This window comes from Paenibacillus sp. NPDC058898 (genome assembly GCF_049316025.1).
Lineage (GTDB): Bacteria > Bacillota > Bacilli > Paenibacillales > Paenibacillaceae > Paenibacillus_AQ.
On record NZ_JBMOSM010000002.1, the window covers coordinates 564,305 to 582,095 of the forward strand.

Below are 17,791 nucleotides of genomic sequence, written 5' to 3' on the forward strand. Positions count from 1 at the left end.
CAGCGAACTTGTATTTGTCCTAAACAATCTACTCCTGTTCTGGAACCACAGGATCTTCCAAGGGATAATATCCTTCCGGATAATAGGCATCCCAAATATTCATAAGCGGATCCTCATCGGATATTTCGACTTGTATCATGCCTGCCTCATAATACCCATCCTGCTGCGGATTCTGTATATGCAGGGGGATATACGACCGGTCTTCGAAATAGAGTGCTATACTCAGCGTATATTTTCCCGGTAACATATCCTTCAAGGGGACCATCTCGTTATGGACAAGGTCTCCGGTTAACCAGGAATGCGTGGCTGCGTGCAGGGGATACTCATAGGAAACCTCCCCCTGCTTTAACTGCACCCATAACTGAAACTCCCGATAAATTCTCGAACTGCCCGCGTTGACGAACCAGAATCGCAATGGCAAGCTTCCACGGCTATATACCGTTTCCGGATAAGTCAGTCGGCGCAAAGTTAGATGATATCCAAGCCCCATATTCAGATTGGAGAGGCCGGCGTGCCAGCGATACGCCTCGCGTCTTGTATGAGGACCGCAAACGTTATCAGTCACATGAAGGACCACCTGGTAACGCTTCCATACTTTCTGCAGTTTGTGCATGGCAAAAGCTTCACAGCATTCGATCCAATTCTCCTCACTGCACTTCACCAGCAGGCCAAATCCGCGACTGCGTTCTCTTAAATGTTGAATCAATCTGTCATTCTGCAGTTCGGCTAGCAGCGTCTGCGTTTCAAACGACTCCACATAAGCGTTCCATTCTTCCTTACTGTCAGCTAAGGTTGATATCAGAACGGCTGTTAAGCGTCTGTCGGAGTCGATATAACTCCCGACTTTTCGGACCAAAGCCGCAAAACAATCAGGTGCGTAATCCGGAGCCCAGATCGGCAATTCCGGTACCAGGACAAGAATGGGATTTTGGGCCGTATGCAGTGCTTCATTGATCGCTTCAAGTCTGTATTCTCCTCGAACCGGCTCAAGCACTCTCCAGGAAAAGGAGACGTATTCGAATGGACCCTGGTTTGCATCAAACTCCCGGTTCAATAAGGGTTGCGGTCGGATTTTTACGGTTTTATACTTCTCGTAGTTTTCGAGCGAGTATTTCCCCATCCTCTTCTCTCCTTTGCAAATGGCTGTCAACGGTTTTATGGAACTGCTCGATATCTGCATCGGTTATATATGGCCTACTGCCAATCTTTTCGATATCTTCCCGCAATACAATCATGCTTAATGTGTTAAAACGGGCTCCCGTTTCCATATACGCCGCTGCTGCTTTTTGCAGTGAGGTTGTATATTCGCCTGGGTTTCGGACCGGGTCTGCCTTCCAGTCCCCAAAGGCTTCAAAACGCAGCATGCCGTCCCCTTCCATGGTCGGATAATTATAGAATTGTCGTTGAACGAGGACGATATTGCTTTTTTCAGAGTCCAAGATAAGCGACAGCCTTGTATCATAGAGCCAGCTTGAGCTCCAGAAGCCCTTGATGAGTAACTCCGGAAAGTACTGGTCATAGAATGCAGCGGCCATCTCCATGGAACTCTTCAACCTGTCCGGTGTGTACCCGGGGCCAGATGGAATGTGAAGGGCTAACAGCGTATCCCCTTTTTGAAGTGCCGGCTCCCATTCCTTCTTAAGGATCGGCGTTGTTTCTCTTTCTACGAATCCCATGGGATTTATCCGATTAGCGATGACAAACTCGGCATTCTCGTGCCATTCTGAGGTGAAGTTTCCTTGAAGATCATATACATCATTGATGCCGTTCCGTTGTCCATCACTGCGAAATTCTTCGCCTGCGTGCCGAAGGGCAATAACCTCCTGCGTGTCCACATGACGGAACATGGTGAAAGGATCCTCAAATCGGTAGGGGATAAAATAAAACCGGTCTAACAGAAAGATGGAGCAGGTATAAAAATTCATCACCCATGGAAAATCATGAACCTTGGCATCGCCGTGCTCCACCAATTTTTCCAACTGAAGCTTCAGGGGCTGTTGAGGGATCTGCTCGTAGTAGGCTTTAGGTACGGAACGCGCCTCCAGCATGTTCATGGAAGGAACAACGCAGGCCAGCAGCAAAAGAAAGGAGTATAATTCTCCGTATTGCTCCATGCATCCTGGTGTCATATTCGTATAATGAGTCTCATCACAGCGATTGCGCAAAGTGCACATATCATCTACCAAAAATTGGGTAAAGTGAAATAGTACGGCATCCTTTTCTATCGCCTCAACCCCATGAACGAGCCATTGGCGGGTAGGTTCAGGAATTTGATACTGCTCAAAGATTCCAGACAAGAACTCCCTCGGAATGAGATGGGGCTTGCTATCCGGTTTATAGCGATTATATTTAGCCTCCAACCCTTCAGGCAGGTAATCAAAGTTGCAGATTGCGATACACTCGTTAAACTTCAACAGACTCTCCACTTCCTTTTCTCCCCCGTTCAACTGTTAACTTGCCCATCGGATAATAGCCGTCCTTGTTCCCCTCGATCGCCAGCTGGATATTCCCGATTTCCTTAACTCCGGTTTCGATGCCGATCTCCAAATGATATTCGCCTTCGGACATATTACCGGGTAAACCGAAACATTCTTCCCAAACAATGTCTTCGTCCGGCAGCCACTCCCTAATATCCTCTCTGCTGCGCAGCGTATAGGTTTGGTCATGTCCAGTAAGCCTCACAACCAGCGGATAGGGATTATAAATCGGGGCCACTCCTACATTAGCCCACAATGCCTCGATTTTTAGCTGACCGCCCGCCTTCACCATCGAATCGTACGTGAACTTTCTCAATTCAAAGCGATATCCCATCTTGTTCAGCCAAGCCTTGACCTTCTCTTTCCACGGTTCGGGGACTACCGTTCCTTTATTGTTAAAGGAGGAAATGTGCCACTTCAGCGTTTCTTGAATGATATAATCCATATCCCAGCCCTGAAGATACCAATCATTCATGTGCCAGCATGCTTCAAATAGAATCGGTGCCTTCTCCCAGGCATCGCCCATCTTGAAATTCTGAATATTCTGGGGATAGAAATCCGTCATATGTGACCACTGATTTCCATGAAAGCCGCCCATATCACCCAAGCAATCGACGCGAAAGCCCACTTTGGCTTTGCGCTCCTTCATGATGCTGATCGACAGGGGATCATGCAGCAGAGCTTGGAGAGGGGTTATTTTAAACCCATCCAGGTAAGCATCTGTAATGCGCTTAATGGCCTCCGGCTTTAAAAACTCCGTTCCGCCGCCTTCTCCCCAGGCCCCTACAATCGTCAAATCAATCGAGCTTATGACCGGGTGTCCGTCAAACCGTGCGGCAAACGCCTTGATAAAGTCAGACCAATACAACACATAGGGTGTGGTCTCAGGGTCTACCCTCCAGAACGGAAAGTCGGGCTCCTCCGGATGTTCCGCACGATACCAAGCTGGTATATCATCTTCTTCGCTTAACGCGTATGGGGAACAGCGAACCACGGCCGTACAGCCTAGCGATTTGGCGTAGTCCAGCTTTTCCTCAAGAACTTCCCAGTTGTACTCCCCTTGGCGAACTTCCAAGTCCCGCCAGCGCGCGCTGCAGAAATACACTTTACTGTCGGGATGATTGTACGCTCTGCTGTCTTCCGTGAACTTATACTTCTTCTGCTCTTCCCCTCGGTTGTCGCAGATCCGATCCGGGTCCCCCATTAACCCCGGTGCTGCTATAAAACCAATGCCTGGGTTGTTTAGGATGTCTTCTAACATCATGGGGTAAACCGTTACTGCTTTGTTCATGTTTTAATCAGCCCCCCGCCGCCTGCTCAAACGCCGCTGTTTGTTACGTAAATGTTACGTAACAAATAGCGTAAAACTTTGTAACATTTCGTGACTTCATGTTATATCATCCATGCATATCCTTGCAATAATAATTTTAGATTTATAAAAAAATTCTAGTAACATTGCACGACAGGAACATGTTATGATTGATTTTAATCATGAATGACTGTAAACTTAGAACGTAACGGAGTAACGCAACAAACTAACGCAACAAAACAACCAACAGGTCCATCATTGTTTACCATGTGACATTCCTATAAACTCTAAATGGTGACTATTCGTAACTAAAAAGGAGAATGTGTTTATTTATGAGTACCATTCGGGATGTTGCTAAATTAGCAAATGTATCTACTGCCACCGTATCCAGAGTGTTAAACAATGATACGAAATATAAAATTACGGACGAAACCCGGGAACGAGTTTGGCAGGCGGTTACGCAGCTGAACTATAAAATCACTTCAAGTCCCAAGCGAAAAGTTTCAACCAAGGATCATTCCGAGAGCAAGTCGCATATCAAAATCGGTTGTGTACTAAGCGTAACGAAAGATAAATACAACGATCCTTATTTCATGTCGATCTTATCCGGTGTGGAAGAGCGATTGCTGAGTGCGGGATATAACATTTCCTTTATCCGGACTGGAATCGAGCTGAATGATAGCAAGATCTTATTCAATACATTCAGCGAACCGATTACCGGTCTGATTCTTATGGAATCGTTGAACAGTGAAACCTATGAGTATATACGCAAGCAGGTCCCTTATATCGTGGGGATTGATACCGAGCGCGGGGATATCGATAATGTCGGCTATGATCATTACAATGTTGCTTCGATGGCCGTCAACCACCTCATTGAAAAAGGCCACACCCAGATTGGTTACATCGGGGGAAGCGGATTAACGAATAACCTGAAAGACAGCCGCCGTTACCGAGGCTACTACGCCACCATGCATGCTGCCGGAATGTCTGTGAATCCCGATTGGGTTATTGATTGCATGTGGGATGAAGCGGTCTGCATTGAACAAATAAATCATTTATGTAAGACCAAAAATTGCCCGACCGCCTTCTTTGCAGGCAGCGATCTAATGGCCATGGCTGCCCTCAACGGCTTGTATAACAACGGCATTGCCGTTCCTACTGAAGTGGCTGTCATGGGTCTATCCAATATCGAGGTGTCCAAGTATTCCAATCCGCCTCTATCAACGATCGATGTACCGACAAAAGAAATCGGCATGGTTGCCGTCGACAACCTGATTGACAGAATGAACGGAAATCAACTACTGCCCAAGAAGGTGATTTTGCCTACCCGTTTGGTCGTACGCAGTTCCACTTAAAGGGACTATGAAGTTGAAATGAATATATTCATCAACGCATTACACATGAAGGCACCTGACACGGTGCTCTTTTTTTCATGGTGGATGTTGGAAGTAAGGAAATTACATAGGAAAGGAGGTGAGAGCTTCAGATTCGGTAGAGTGAATCCATTGTTACAAAGACGTTTGGACTTGCTACTCTATGATACCAATCATTCTGTGAGGAGGTTTTGACATGAAAGCATGGGGTATTAACATGAAAATGACATTCGCTATTTTTATTATGACGGCTGTTCTCCTTACCTTGCTCCCTTATCCCCTCTTTATTTCGACTGCTGAAGCGGCTTCTATCGTTGTGGATGGTGATCCGAGTGACTGGGAAGGGATTCCGGCGCTTGCCACGAATTCGGGAACCGCTGGTGTCTTAAAGGCTTCCCACGATGACAAGAATCTTTATCTGCTTGTGGAAGGCTCAAGCCTTAGCACTACAATGGGGAGCTTCTGGCTGAATACGGACAAGAATGCTTCGACCGGGTATCAAGCCTTCGGATGGGGGGCGACCGGAATTGAATGGCTCCTCGAAAATCAATCGCTTTACCGCTACGCCGGAAATGGCAGCAGCTGGAATTGGGATTGGTCTTCCTCCCTCCCTTCTTCTCAATACGTGCGTTCCTCATCTGTGATCGAAGTTGCACTCCCTCTCGCTACACTTGGACTAGCTGCAGGCAGCAGCGTGAACATTGGTTATCTGGACAACAATTCGGATATCCATCGCCTGCCAGCACAGAACCAGCCGCTTCCCGTTTATACCTTACAAGCACAAAATCCGGGAGGAAACATGATCGAATTCTACCCAGCCGAGCTGAATGATCCGCTCAATAACCCGTTTAAGGGTTGGGCTCCTTCAGCGAAATCAACCAATTACCCGCAGGACCACCGTCTCGTGTATGCCGGTGTCACCTGGAAGGAGTTAGAGCCAACCAAAGGCAACTATGATTTCAGTGCAATTGAAGCATCCAATCATTTCGACTATTGGCAGAGCCGCGGAGTCAAGGTGGTGCTGCGCTTTATTCTGGACAGTCCTTCCGGCGTGCCTCACCGGGATATTCCCGACTGGCTGTACAACGACATGGCCAGTTTGGGACAATCTCCAGGTAAAGCCTACCAAGATGAAACCGGTGGTATGGGAGCCGGCAACAACACGGGCTTCTCCCCGAATTACAGTTCCGAGTATTTGATCGCCAGACACAAGCTTGCCATTGAGGCGATTGCGGAGCATTACAACACGGCCGATAGCCCGATTGCTTTTGTGCAAATCGGTTCGCTGGGCCATTGGGCGGAATTCCACACCTGGCCTTACATCGGACCGAACGGGGAAAGCAACTATACAGGCGCGTTTCCTCCGAACCCAATATCCAACCAGTACATTCAGCACTATATTGATGCTTTTGCCGATCAGGAGCATCATACGCAGCTATTGATCAGACGGAGCGTGGAATTGGCCAAGAATAATAACAAGGGTCTGATTCTAGGAATGTATAATGACGTGTTCGGAGATCAGCCGAGCTTCGATTCCGAATGGGGATGGTATACTGGCACACAGAACGGTTATTGGGATGATATCGGCCAGCAGCAGCCAAACCATGCCAACTTCTGGGACACTCGCGTCTCTGGCGGCGAATTTTACGGGGGTGCCTATGGTATGAATGCTGCGCTCACGACAGGCAGCGGCTTTAATGAGACGCTGCGGCAGACCGAGCTTAGCAAACCGAGCTGGCTTGGACCGAATTCTCCAGCTTCCTTGGCGCTAGGCAATCCGTTGCAGGGCAATATGGATACACTGAAGAAACGAATGGGCTATCACTTTGTATTGAAGAAAGTTGCATATCCACAAGAAAATAGCGGAAGTGCGTTAAATGTATCCGTCGCTGTGGAAAATAAAGGAGTTCAACACTTCCCGTTCAATTGGCCTGTTGAAGTGCAGCTGCGCAGCGGAGGCCATGTCGTGGCACGTCAATCCACATCGGCGGACTTAAGAACCTGGAGGACTGGTTTGCATACAGTCTCAGGCTCTATCTCCACAAACACGCTGCCAAACGGTACCTATGAGCTGGCCATAGCGATTCTTAATCCGTCCACGAACCAACCCGGGGTTGATTTTGCTAATACGGAGCGCCTTTCGGACGGAGCTTATAAGATCGGTACATGGACTAAATAATAAAAGCCACAGGCTGATCCGAACACTATGAACAACAGCTATCGGGAATATCCCGATAGCTGTTGTTCACCTAAGATGCCAATAAAATCATCCCCTGGCTGAGTTCTCGACAGGTCAGGTAACCGCTCTCCGCATATTCCGTCACCATTCACCACCCTAACTGGTAATATTCCCCTTGTTTTCCTCGGCCCATGCTATAATGGACTGACCATTTAAAGAATACGGAACAGGGGCGACTTTTTAATGAATTCTCCTAAAACAGTACTGATCATTGAAGATGAACAGGATATCTCGCGCATTGTGAATGACTATTTGCGTGTTCAGGGATTCAGCGCGTTCATCACGGAAAATGCCGGCGACGGATTGCAGGCGGTCCGCCAACGGCAGCCGGATTTTATCATTCTCGATCTGACGTTGCCTGACGCTGACGGGATTGAAGTGTGCCGCAAGCTCCGTACATTGACGGCTGCGCCCATTCTAATTTTGAGCGCCCGCAGCAGCGACACGGACAAAGTGCTTGCCCTGGGTTTTGGCGCCGATGATTACATGACCAAGCCCTTCTCGCTCAGTGAACTGGTCGCTCGCGTCCAGGCACATTTGCGCAGAATGGCAGATCCGAAACTCCCGGTATCCCCACAGCAGCGCTTGCAATTCGGCGCCCTGTCGATTGATAAAAATGCCCGCAAGGTCATGGCCGGACAGCTGGAAATTTCTTTATCCGCCAAAGAATTTGATTTGCTATACTTTTTGGCCTCCAACCCTAATCAAGTGTTTACCAAATCGCAGCTGCTGGATCATGTGTGGGGGTATTCGGCTTATGTCGAGGATAATACGATCACGGTCTACATTCGGCGGCTCCGTGAGAAATTGGAACGAACCGAAATCAAGTCCTCCTATATTAAAACCGTGTGGGGCGTCGGATATAAATTCAACCCCGATGAAACGGAGTAGCCTCTATGGACTGGAAAACTTGGTATGCTAGACGACTCTGGGCAACTGGTCTATCCATCAGTACAGTGATACTATCTGTCGTTTGGCTTACTCTTATTGGACCTTCAAACCAACTGGCTCCGTCAACTATTGTGAAGCAAATTCGCGTACTGACGAATCCGATCGTCCATACCTTGGAAAATGAGCATGCGGAATTACTGCTCACCGACGCTCCGATCCGGCGGCAATTAACCGTCTGGAGTCAGGAGACGCGGGGCGGCCTCAAGGTTGTGCTTCCTGATGGAACGTTGATCTATGATAGCGAAAATTCATCGAAGCGCCCAATCAATCCGCGCTTTGAACTAGACTATACGCTGCGCATTTCTGACAGCGAACCGCCCCACTATCATCTCGCTTTTCCGCTGCGGGATGCGGGCACCAAAGCCTTTGTAGGTTACGCTCAATTTGCGGTCCCGGCATCTGCCTTGGCCGCAGTAATGCCCTCCTCCGACTCCTTTATTTATGTGCCATGGATCATGCTTTCTCTGGCACTTTTGACGCTGCTTTATTTATTCTTCTCCATCGGACGCCGGGTGCAGCATGACCTGGTGCAGCCTGTTGCCGGACTCAAGCCTTATGCGGAAGCTATATTGAGAGGTGACTATGAGCAGCGTGCCGAATGGACAAGCAATAATGAGGTCGGGGAGCTCTATGCCGTATTTGATCTCATGCGTGAAGAGATTCGTAATTTACATATCCAGCAAGCTGCACACAGCCAGTCGCATAAAGAACTCATATCCAATCTGTCTCATGACTTGAAAACTCCGCTGGCGACAATCAAAGCGTATATTGAAGCAATTCGCGAAGGGATTTGCCCTGATCTGCCAAGTGTGATGACTTATCTTGAAGTTGTGCACGCAAATACGAGTAAGATGGCCGTGCTCGTAGACGATTTGCTGCTGCACGCACTGCGTGATCTGGAACAGATTGCCGTACATCCGATTGAGCAGTACAGCGCTCCAACGCTGGAGCCTATCTTCAACGTGATGGGCCATTATATCCGAACAATGGGCGTACGCTGCGAAGAGCCTGCTGTGATTCCTAACGTGCTTGTCCGAATCGATGCTGTACGGATCGAGCAAGTCATTGCCAATCTCGTCACGAACGCACTGAAGCATACCAAAACCGGGGATACAATTCGCCTCGCTGTTGAAGAACACTCGGAAACATCCTGCCTGCAGATCATCGTCTCCGATACAGGCAGCGGGATTTCCCCGCGTGATATGCCTTTTATTTTTGAACGGTACTACCAGGGTAACGTTTTACAACGAACTGCCGGCCAACTGGCCGAGCGCCACGGGGTCGGACTGGGTTTGTCGATTTGCAAATATATTATGGAAGCGCATGGCGGTACGATCTCTTTTCACAGTCAACAGCAGCAGGGAACGACCTTCTGCTTAATTCTGCCCCTTTAGCTGACTCCTGTCATACTTTATTTATAATTTGATAACAAATGCGCAAGATTCGTCCTCTATACTTTGATGGCAGTGGGAGATAAAGAGAGGAGATCACAATATGCCTTCAAGCAACACCGTCATGCTGCAAGCTAGTAATTTATGCAAAACATACACCACCGGCAAGGAGCAATACCATGCCATCCGCAATGTCGATCTGTCCATTTATGAAGGAGACTTTACCGTCATCATGGGCGATTCGGGGTCGGGTAAGTCCACCTTGCTGTACTTGCTCAGCGGACTTGATGATGTGACAGCCGGAGAAGTCTGTCTGCAGGGACAGCGCCTTGATCAATTTTCAGCCAAGGAGCTTGCACGCTTTCGGGCGAATCAGATCGGCTTTATCTATCAAAACAGCAACCTTGTACCGGATCTGTCGCTATTTGATAACATTGCCCTCCCTGGATATATCGCTAATCAGGACAAGGAACAAGTACGGCAAAGGACACATGACTTGATGGTCAATCTGTCCCTCGATAAACAGAGCAACCGGCTGCCTTCCCAAGTATCCGGAGGACAGCAGCAGCGGGCGGCAATCGCCAGGGCGCTCATCAATAACCCGGACATCATCTTCGCCGATGAGCCTACCGGCAGCCTGAACTACGAGCAAGGCGTTACGGTGCTTGATATATTGAGCCAGATGCACGCGGAAGGTCAATCGATTGTCATGGTCACCCACGACATGAAGGCAGCCTGCCGCGGCAATCGCCTCATCTATATTCGAGATGGCAAGATCGGGGGCACGCTGGATATGGGACCCTACAGTCCAGAGCAAGCCTCCGAGCGGGAAGCGATGATCTTTGCTTATGTCACCGGGAGGAGGTAGTCTGGGATGCGAGCCATATTAACACTCTGCTGGGGCAACCTGCGCAAAAGAAAAATGCAAAACACGCTGATCGCATTGCTTATTGCCCTATCTGCCCTACTAGTCAGCACCGCATTTACGGTCTTGATGAATACGGAAAATGTATTCAACGATCGCCATACGGCTGCTCAGGGTGCCCATGAAGTCATCAATATGACCCGCGGGTTGCATGACAAACAAATGGTAGCCGATTGGTGGTCAAGCCAAGACGGAGTAACCGCATCCAGCTTAGTCCCTTATAAGCCATGGACGGGACTGGTCTATAACGGAAAAGAATTGCCCAATCTTTATCTGTATATGATCAATACGCCTCCGATGCCGCATGGGGTCAACAATCCTCTTCCCGGTACAGGCCCTGAGCATCTGACCGTTCCGGAAGCCGGCGAGATCTGGATACCCACCTCGCTTGCCTACAAATACAACATGCACATCGGTGATGAATTGACGTTCACCTCAGGGACTGCACCAGTACATTTCACGATTGGCGCCATTGTCATCGACTTATCCCATGGCGGTCCTTTCTCGACCACTGCCCGCATCTGGATGAACGATGCCGACTACCGGTCAACCATGGGTAGCTTGTCCACTCCGGAGCAATACATGTTATCGCTTCGCTATGCGTATCCCGAACAAAGCGGGGAGTACTGGCAGCGCTTTGAGCAGGCGCTCGGATCGCCGTTTTTGGAGGAACGCGTTTCGTTTGCCGAATTGTCGGCCTTTTACTTTATCATGAACAAGGTGATCGGCTTTGTCATGAGTTTCCTTGGGCTGATCATGATCCTCGTCGCTTTGCTTACGATCGGCTTTACGATCACGGACACGATCCTTGCCAATTATCGCACCATCGGCATTCTCAAATCGATCGGCATGACTTCCGAACGCATCATCGGTACCTACTTGCTGCAATACGGTTTAATGGCGATTGTCGCCTTGGTCCCAGCACTGATTGCAAGTCGTCTCCTTTCAGATGTCATCATCCAGAATTCCCTATCTTTTCTCAAATCCGATACAGCACCTGTTCCCGTACAAGCAGCAGATGTTGCGATCTGGACCGGCTGCGTCCTGCTGCTCATCATCCTTCTATGCGTCCTTGTTTATGCTGCTAAGACACGCCATATTGAGCCCATTCAAGCGATCCGTTACGGCATGTCGGAATCCTCGCATAGTCGTACCCATCTGCATGGTGCCCGCATAAGACTACTGGACCGATGGTCCGTACCCACGGTCATCGGCTGGAAGCATGTGAGCGGCAACAAAAAAAGCGCAGCACTGATCTTTCTGCTAATGAGCATCACGGTGGCTGTGCTCGTCTTTGGCGCCGTGCTAGTAACCAGTGTCTATCGCATTGGTGAAACGTCGGCCCAGTGGGGTTATGACGATGCGGATATCGCCATTATGGTTATCCATGCGGAAGGTATGGATCGGGCAGAAATGCAAGCCTATATCCAAAACGACCCTCGGGTTCTCAGTCTAAACTGGTCTGGGGCCGCCACCGGCGTCATCGCGGATGTCGAAGGGGATAGCGATCATCAACAGACGTTTAGCCTCCCTTTGACGGTCGTGGAAGGCAGCATGGACGAGATGGGATTTGCCTCGCTTGCGGGCCGTAATCCTGCACTGCCTAATGAAGTTTCTATCGGAATCAATATTGCGCGTAAGTTGGACAAAGATATCGGCGACATACTCACGATCTACATTGAAGGAAAACCGCAGCAATTGCTGATCACCGGCACCTTTCAGTCTATTTCCAATTTGTCGAACGTCGCCAGGGTCACCTCGGACCTTGTGGAGCAGTTGCATCCGGACGCCGGGTTTATTCAGCTGAAGAGCAAAACCGATAGCGATGCGCTTGTACAGCAGCTGAACGAGCGTTACGGCCCTTCCATCCAAGCGCTGAAGCAGGAAGTGCTGCTCGATTCCGTATTCAAAGAAGCTGCGGCGGTTTTGCTCATTCCGATGAGTATGCTGGCTCTTCTGTTCATGGCTGTCACTTGTCTTATTGTTTATACGACTTGCCGTCTGCATATTCGTAAGGAAACGAAAACATATGGCATCTATGCCTCGCTCGGCCTGACAGCAACCGATATCCGTCGTGCCTTGACAAGTGGCATTGCCGGACTGGCTGCGCTTGGTGCACTTGTTGGCATCGCTTGCGGTGTCTACGCATTGCCAGCCGTGCTGCGCGGTCTGCTCTCTACCTACGGTATTGTCAAGCTGCCACTCATCATGGAATGGCCGCTGGCCATTGGGCTGGCTCTGATCGCGCTTGCTATTGCCGTCAGCGGCTGCTGGTTGGCTTCACGAATCCTCCGCCGCACCTCCCTTCGGGTGTTGGTAATGGATTCATGAGGACAGTCCACGAGCAAAAAAAAAGATGACCTCCAAATTTCGGAGGTTATCTTTTTTTTGCTTCTTGCCTTAGTAAATCTTAATCCGTTTGTTTCACCGGCCAAGTAGATATCTTTTTATGAAGAAGATCTACTTTCTTTTGATATATTCCTCTTGGTTTTTTAATTGCATGTAACGAACAATCAGCTTATCCAACGACTGTGAAATGGCGACAACATCTTGATGCACCAATTCGAAACTGCTGGCCACTCGCTCAAGTTCTCTTCGTAGAAGTTCGAGTTTTTTGGCTACTTGTTCGAGCTCGCTCTCGATAGAAATCATCTTGTTCACCCACCCCCGTCGTAACAAGTGATTGATGACCGTTGCCACAGTTCCTGGGACAAACTTTTTCAAACCATAAGAATTGAATCTCTCATCTTATCGATAATGCGAATCAGCTTAAAGCTACAGCTACTTATCATTATAAAATTCGACGTAAACAAAAAAAATACCCAGAATTGGGTAATCTTTGTCTTAAGAATTTTTATGACGGTTATGTAAATTTTTTAAGAAATGCTCCTTTATGGTTGACTCTCGTTTTTGCATATATCTTTTTAATAAAAGTACGAACCGTACTTTGACTAATACCATAAATATCAGCAATTTCAGGTACATTTTTATTCTCCAGCCACCCATATGCTATTTCTTTCTCTCGATTCGTTAATTCATATTGGTGAAAGTGAGAATAGATCAGCTCCCTTTGCAGAATGGGATCCTTTTGAGGTAACTTTTCTTCAATATTCTTGGCCAAGTGTTCAATGAGTGGTATGGCAAATGTAACCTCGTGTAAATAATGAAAACTAAGGCCAAGGTAGCCTATGATCACATTTTTTATTCGAAGGGGAGTACAAACACACGCCAATTCTGAAAACAAGCGATTACTATGCTCGGCCCCAACTACGACAGAAAGCGTTTGTTGTTCCATAGATAATGAAATGGCATTATTTCCTGCGTCTTCCATTGCCAATGAGGTCCCACTTTTCATATTATTTCTCTCGAGGAAACTTTTTAACGAACCTGTTCCGCAATAATCGATGACGGTTCCGTCCATATCTGTTATAACAAATAAATAGGGTATAGACAGCAAATCGTTCATATTCCTTGTTTCCTCTTGGAGCAAATAAAGAATTTCTTTCCGTTCAATCAACCTTTCTTTTATTTCAGTCATACTGAGGATATTAGGAAAATGACTGTTTGCTTCTACCAGTGTTCCTTGACCCATTATTTTCCCTTCTTCCCTTGTAAGAATAAGCGATTGATAATGGAATCGATCTCCTATTCATCGCCGCGGCTGCATTCGGCAGCTCCTAGCGAAAAATAAAAAAACCCCATCCATTATGATAACCACAACAAAACAGACGGAGGCTTCCGTCGTATTCGGTAACTGGCTGGCATCGCGGTCTTAAGTAGCTCCACATTAGCCCCTGTAGCTTTGCGTCGCCACTTTTCAGTGGGTTTGCTATTATCGTACTACGAAGTATGAATTTGTCGAATATTCAAACATGTTATGACATATTCAAACTATAACTTACATTGTTTTTCATTTAATATAGGCCGCACGACCCAAATTTCCATATTTTTGTTATATTTGTCAATTACGCTTACGTCCGTATATAGAATCACTTTTTGCGCCAAGCGGGTTGATAGACTGACTTTGGGGGAGGGAACTGATGAATCCAGTTAATGATCCGGGTCGATATCCACTGGCATACCACTGCAAGGATAATAATTTTCCAATCGATCACATAGGCAGTGAAGGCGAATATGATTCCATTCATCCAGAACAATGAGGTACCGGGGTTGATTCTTTTATACTTATAAATGGCTAAGGCAACATAACCGATTCCCCCGTTCGATACCCTCTGCTTTATGAGGATGGCGACACCTGTTCCGAGAATAACCGAGCCGAATAGAAGATCGATCCATACGTTGCCAAACGGGGGTTCCAAGAACACCTCGAAGAAATTAACGGAAACGGACGTCACCGTTATAACAAATATGGTCCCGAAGGCACTGACACCGTCAAGATAAGGGACTGTAAAGGCGAGGAAAATAAAATTGGCTAACCACAGTCCGAGACTCATTGGGAGCTCAAACACATGGTTCAGAAGAACCGCGATCCCTGCTCCTCCCCCCGAAGGAATAGCGTGAGGAAACAAGAACATTGCCATGGCAAAACCTTGAATGATGGAGCCGGCGGTAATGAAGAAGAGTTTCTTGGAAATACGACGAAAGAAAAAGGGGCTCTTTCGCCCGGGCATGATCTGTAAATTCACACGGAATCATCCTTCATAGATTAGAGTAACAAGCCAGTCCTGCTTGTTTAGTGTATGCTTGTTCCCTGAAGGGGATTACCGGGATCAGTCTCTTCAACGAAAATATGTATAGGCTGACTCTGGAGATATCCATAGACAGCCTTCTAGTATTTATCATTCTCTTGTGGTTTGGTCTATGTTTAAATCACGTAACAAAATCCATCCGTATGTTTCTCTCTCACCCCGAGTTCAAACGTATCTTGACGAAGTCCCCGGCGCATCGTTTCAAGGGAAAGCACTTCGGTGGGTTGGATATTCCCCAAATGCACATTAGATCCCAATTTGCGGAGAAGCATCGCTTGCTGCTCCTTAAGAGGTGCCTCCCAAATCAGCTTTCTTGCATCCGACACGTAGTCGATGATAGTATTTATCATTTCTTCTTGGCACTCGCCATGCTTATCGAAAATACCGATACCCCGTCCTGACTCACGCGCTTCAACGATGATATACTCGGCACCTACGTCTAAATCCGCTTCCATCGTATACGCGAGCATTTCGGCTTCGATGCGGGAACCGGATTGCTTTTTACCATACTCCGTAAAAACCCGAAGTCCGCGTTGTTTACCTTCCCGGATGAGCTCCGTTCGTTTTTTTCGCGACATCTCAATCGTGCCGTCGGATACTTCTATAGCGTTAAATCCAAGACGGCAAACGGTATTAAAAAATGCGGGGACGACATCTTGCTGCACGGCTGTCTCAAGCAAGGTTCCGCCGGGCATGACCGTGATTCCATGTTGTTTGGCTAGATTGATCTTATATAGCAGCATTTCCGTTTTATACAGCGGAGCCGTCCCAAAACCGAATTTGACGCAATCGATGTAATCCGAGGCTGTCTCGATCACATCTGAAAACATGTTTCTACCCAAGCCTTTATCAATAACCATCGTCATCCCGCGTTCCATGACCTCGTAGGTGTCGTGGTCTTTTTTGCCGTGCTCGGGATTTTCGCGCAGCCCGCTCGGATCACATATCTCCATGGGCCAAACTGTTCGCAGGGAACTGTTCATTTTAGGATCTCCTCAATTCTTTTTGATGTAGTCGTTTAATCCAATGACATTGGCATAATATGCTCATGCCCATTGACAGGTGCCCATCTTTTACAATAAGCGATTTGTCTGGTTATCCGATCTGCCGAGGCGGCTTAATCAAAAAGAACACAAATCCTAAAGCAACCAAAGATAGTGAAGACACGGTTATAAAAACGACATGATCCGATTTATCCATCATCCACCCGAATAAGGGAGGTCCTGCTGCAACCCCCAAAAATCGCAAGCTATTGTAAAGGGACGTAATCATTCCCCGCTCACTTTTCTCAACAGCGCCGGTGATCATTGTATTTAAGCAAGGAAGAAGCATTCCGGTTCCAATGCAGCTGACTGTTAGCAACCCGATAAACACATAAATGTTGTTAAAAAAGAAAAGCGTAGCCGCCAGAGAAAGGGTCATGGCAATCAGCCCGATATTCATCAGCCAACGGATCAGCAGGCCTTTTTTCTTGATCAAGCTTCCAGTTGTATAGGAGGTGATCACCATCCCGAGTAATGGAATGGCCAATATCAAGCCCTTCTTGACCCCGTCGATGTGGTACGGCTTGTCTTCAAGAATGTTGGATAAATAGAATAGTACGCCAAACAAAATGAACAACCCCAGTGATCCGGCAAAAAAAGCAGTGATGAGCCAGCGGCCTTTTTCTTTGAAGATGTCTTTGATTTTCCCAAGGTATTTCCCTAGTTCTTGCTTTGAAGATTGTTTCGATTCTTTGATCATAAAAATGACGGCCAACAACGATAACGCACAGAACACGGGAAATGCGAAAAAGGAAGCATACCACACGATCAGCATAAGCAGGGAACCGATGATCGGGCTGAGTACCTTCCCTGCGCCATTGGAGGCTTCGATTAAGCCCAGTGCCTTGCTTTCGGTCCCGCCATCGTATAAATCGCCAACGAGCGCCATGGCAATCGGTGCTGTTCCGGCGGCCGCTAGCCCCTGAATCGCCCTCGCAGAGATAATCACCGCAAATGAGTTCCAAATGGCGCCGAATCCTGCCAGAATACCGGCAGCTCCATATATGATCAAGGCGGGTATAATAATAATTTTTCGTCCATATCGATCGGACAAATAACCAATAATCGGAATAAACAAGCCTGCTGCCAAGGAGAAAATTGTGATGATCAAGCTGCTTTGAAATTTACTGATACCAAGCTCCCTTTGCATTTCTGGAAGCCCCGGGACTAGCATGGAATTGCCGAAAACGAGTACGATCGGGATCGTCGCTAGTGCGATAAATTCCCACAATTGACCCTTTGAGCTGTTAGAAGACTTTGATTTTCCGGAAGATTCGCTGTCTTTTGTCTCCGCGGAGTCGGTCTGCAGGTCGATATCGCTATTAAAGCTAATATTCAGTTTTCGCTTTTTGGTCTTTTCCATGGTATCGCTCC

Annotated in this window: 14 protein-coding genes and 1 riboswitch; of the genes, 6 read left to right on the forward strand and 8 right to left on the reverse strand. The window is 47.7% G+C overall.

Annotation, left to right across the window (positions count from 1 at the left end; all coding sequences use genetic code 11):
• Positions 1–28: 28 nt before the first annotated feature.
• The 3 genes from ACOZB4_RS06825 to ACOZB4_RS06835 are packed head-to-tail and all read right to left on the reverse strand — an operon-like array spanning position 29 to position 3,768.
• Entirely contained in the window at positions 29–1,120 is a 1,092-nt protein-coding gene (locus ACOZB4_RS06825) for a DUF4832 domain-containing protein (RefSeq protein ID WP_379406234.1), read from the reverse strand.
• Complete coding sequence (locus tag ACOZB4_RS06830) at positions 1,083–2,447, reverse strand: acyltransferase domain-containing protein (RefSeq protein ID WP_422759510.1); 1,365 nt, start codon at positions 2,445–2,447, stop codon at positions 1,083–1,085. Before ACOZB4_RS06830 ends, ACOZB4_RS06825 begins: the two co-directional genes overlap by 38 nt.
• Positions 2,404–3,768 (reverse strand): DUF4832 domain-containing protein, encoded by a 1,365-nt coding sequence (locus tag ACOZB4_RS06835; protein WP_379406232.1) that lies wholly within the window; start codon positions 3,766–3,768, stop codon positions 2,404–2,406. The genes ACOZB4_RS06830 and ACOZB4_RS06835 overlap by 44 nt, the downstream gene beginning before the upstream one ends.
• Positions 3,769–4,118: 350 nt before the next feature.
• Between ACOZB4_RS06835 and ACOZB4_RS06840 the strand changes: the two genes are divergently transcribed.
• From ACOZB4_RS06840 to ACOZB4_RS06865, 6 genes are all read left to right on the forward strand, one after another.
• Positions 4,119–5,141 carry a LacI family DNA-binding transcriptional regulator gene (locus ACOZB4_RS06840; protein WP_076324244.1) on the forward strand — a complete coding sequence of 341 codons (1,023 nt, stop codon included), beginning with the start codon at positions 4,119–4,121 and terminating at the stop codon, positions 5,139–5,141.
• A gap of 214 nt (positions 5,142–5,355) precedes the next feature.
• Positions 5,356–7,338, forward strand: coding sequence for a DUF4832 domain-containing protein (locus tag ACOZB4_RS06845; protein WP_379406231.1), 1,983 nt, complete (start codon positions 5,356–5,358; stop codon positions 7,336–7,338).
• A 243-nt stretch (positions 7,339–7,581) separates the two neighbouring features.
• Positions 7,582–8,289, forward strand: a complete 708-nt coding sequence (locus tag ACOZB4_RS06850; RefSeq protein WP_339267130.1) for a response regulator transcription factor — start codon at positions 7,582–7,584, stop codon at positions 8,287–8,289.
• 5 nt (positions 8,290–8,294) lie between these two features.
• Entirely contained in the window at positions 8,295–9,743 is a 1,449-nt protein-coding gene (locus tag ACOZB4_RS06855; RefSeq protein ID WP_379406230.1) for a HAMP domain-containing sensor histidine kinase, read from the forward strand.
• A 100-nt stretch (positions 9,744–9,843) separates the two neighbouring features.
• Positions 9,844–10,608 carry an ABC transporter ATP-binding protein gene (locus ACOZB4_RS06860; RefSeq protein WP_076324247.1) on the forward strand — a complete coding sequence of 255 codons (765 nt, stop codon included), beginning with the start codon at positions 9,844–9,846 and terminating at the stop codon, positions 10,606–10,608.
• A 6-nt stretch (positions 10,609–10,614) separates the two neighbouring features.
• Complete coding sequence (locus tag ACOZB4_RS06865) at positions 10,615–12,996, forward strand: ABC transporter permease (protein ID WP_422759511.1); 2,382 nt, start codon at positions 10,615–10,617, stop codon at positions 12,994–12,996.
• A 129-nt stretch (positions 12,997–13,125) separates the two neighbouring features.
• Here ACOZB4_RS06865 and ACOZB4_RS06870 read toward each other — a convergent pair whose 3' ends face one another.
• From ACOZB4_RS06870 to ACOZB4_RS06890, 5 genes are all read right to left on the reverse strand, one after another.
• A complete protein-coding gene (locus ACOZB4_RS06870) occupies positions 13,126–13,389 on the reverse strand; it encodes a Spo0E family sporulation regulatory protein-aspartic acid phosphatase (protein ID WP_379406228.1) in 264 nt (87 codons plus the stop codon).
• Positions 13,390–13,528: 139 nt separating this feature from the next.
• Positions 13,529–14,257 carry a helix-turn-helix transcriptional regulator gene (locus ACOZB4_RS06875; RefSeq protein ID WP_379406227.1) on the reverse strand — a complete coding sequence of 243 codons (729 nt, stop codon included), beginning with the start codon at positions 14,255–14,257 and terminating at the stop codon, positions 13,529–13,531.
• Positions 14,258–14,411: 154 nt separating this feature from the next.
• Positions 14,412–14,506, reverse strand: a riboswitch (cyclic di-GMP riboswitch).
• Positions 14,507–14,654: 148 nt separating this feature from the next.
• Positions 14,655–15,296, reverse strand: a complete 642-nt coding sequence (locus ACOZB4_RS06880) for a YitT family protein (protein WP_379406390.1) — start codon at positions 15,294–15,296, stop codon at positions 14,655–14,657.
• Positions 15,297–15,490: 194 nt separating this feature from the next.
• Entirely contained in the window at positions 15,491–16,357 is an 867-nt protein-coding gene (locus ACOZB4_RS06885) for a phosphosulfolactate synthase (protein WP_379406226.1), read from the reverse strand.
• Positions 16,358–16,469: 112 nt separating this feature from the next.
• Positions 16,470–17,780: an MFS transporter gene (locus ACOZB4_RS06890; protein ID WP_379406225.1), complete on the reverse strand. Its 1,311-nt coding sequence runs from the start codon at positions 17,778–17,780 to the stop codon at positions 16,470–16,472.
• Between the last annotated feature and the right edge of the window lie 11 nt (positions 17,781–17,791).

Excerpts from the sequence above, each read along its gene's own strand:
- ACOZB4_RS06825 (WP_379406234.1), bottom strand. The coding sequence starts at position 1,120 with ATGGGGAAATACTCGCTCGAAAACTACGAGAAGTATAAAACCGTAAAA.
- ACOZB4_RS06835 (WP_379406232.1), bottom strand. The coding sequence starts at position 3,768 with ATGAACAAAGCAGTAACGGTTTACCCCATGATGTTAGAAGACATCCTA.
- ACOZB4_RS06840 (WP_076324244.1), top strand. The coding sequence starts at position 4,119 with ATGAGTACCATTCGGGATGTTGCTAAATTAGCAAATGTATCTACTGCC.
- ACOZB4_RS06845 (WP_379406231.1), top strand. The coding sequence starts at position 5,356 with ATGAAAGCATGGGGTATTAACATGAAAATGACATTCGCTATTTTTATT.
- ACOZB4_RS06850 (WP_339267130.1), top strand. The coding sequence starts at position 7,582 with ATGAATTCTCCTAAAACAGTACTGATCATTGAAGATGAACAGGATATC.
- ACOZB4_RS06855 (WP_379406230.1), top strand. The coding sequence starts at position 8,295 with ATGGACTGGAAAACTTGGTATGCTAGACGACTCTGGGCAACTGGTCTA.
- ACOZB4_RS06860 (WP_076324247.1), top strand. The coding sequence starts at position 9,844 with ATGCCTTCAAGCAACACCGTCATGCTGCAAGCTAGTAATTTATGCAAA.
- ACOZB4_RS06865 (WP_422759511.1), top strand. The coding sequence starts at position 10,615 with ATGCGAGCCATATTAACACTCTGCTGGGGCAACCTGCGCAAAAGAAAA.
- ACOZB4_RS06875 (WP_379406227.1), bottom strand. The coding sequence starts at position 14,257 with ATGGGTCAAGGAACACTGGTAGAAGCAAACAGTCATTTTCCTAATATC.
- ACOZB4_RS06880 (WP_379406390.1), bottom strand. The coding sequence starts at position 15,296 with ATGCCCGGGCGAAAGAGCCCCTTTTTCTTTCGTCGTATTTCCAAGAAA.
- ACOZB4_RS06885 (WP_379406226.1), bottom strand. The coding sequence starts at position 16,357 with ATGAACAGTTCCCTGCGAACAGTTTGGCCCATGGAGATATGTGATCCG.
- ACOZB4_RS06890 (WP_379406225.1), bottom strand. The coding sequence starts at position 17,780 with ATGGAAAAGACCAAAAAGCGAAAACTGAATATTAGCTTTAATAGCGAT.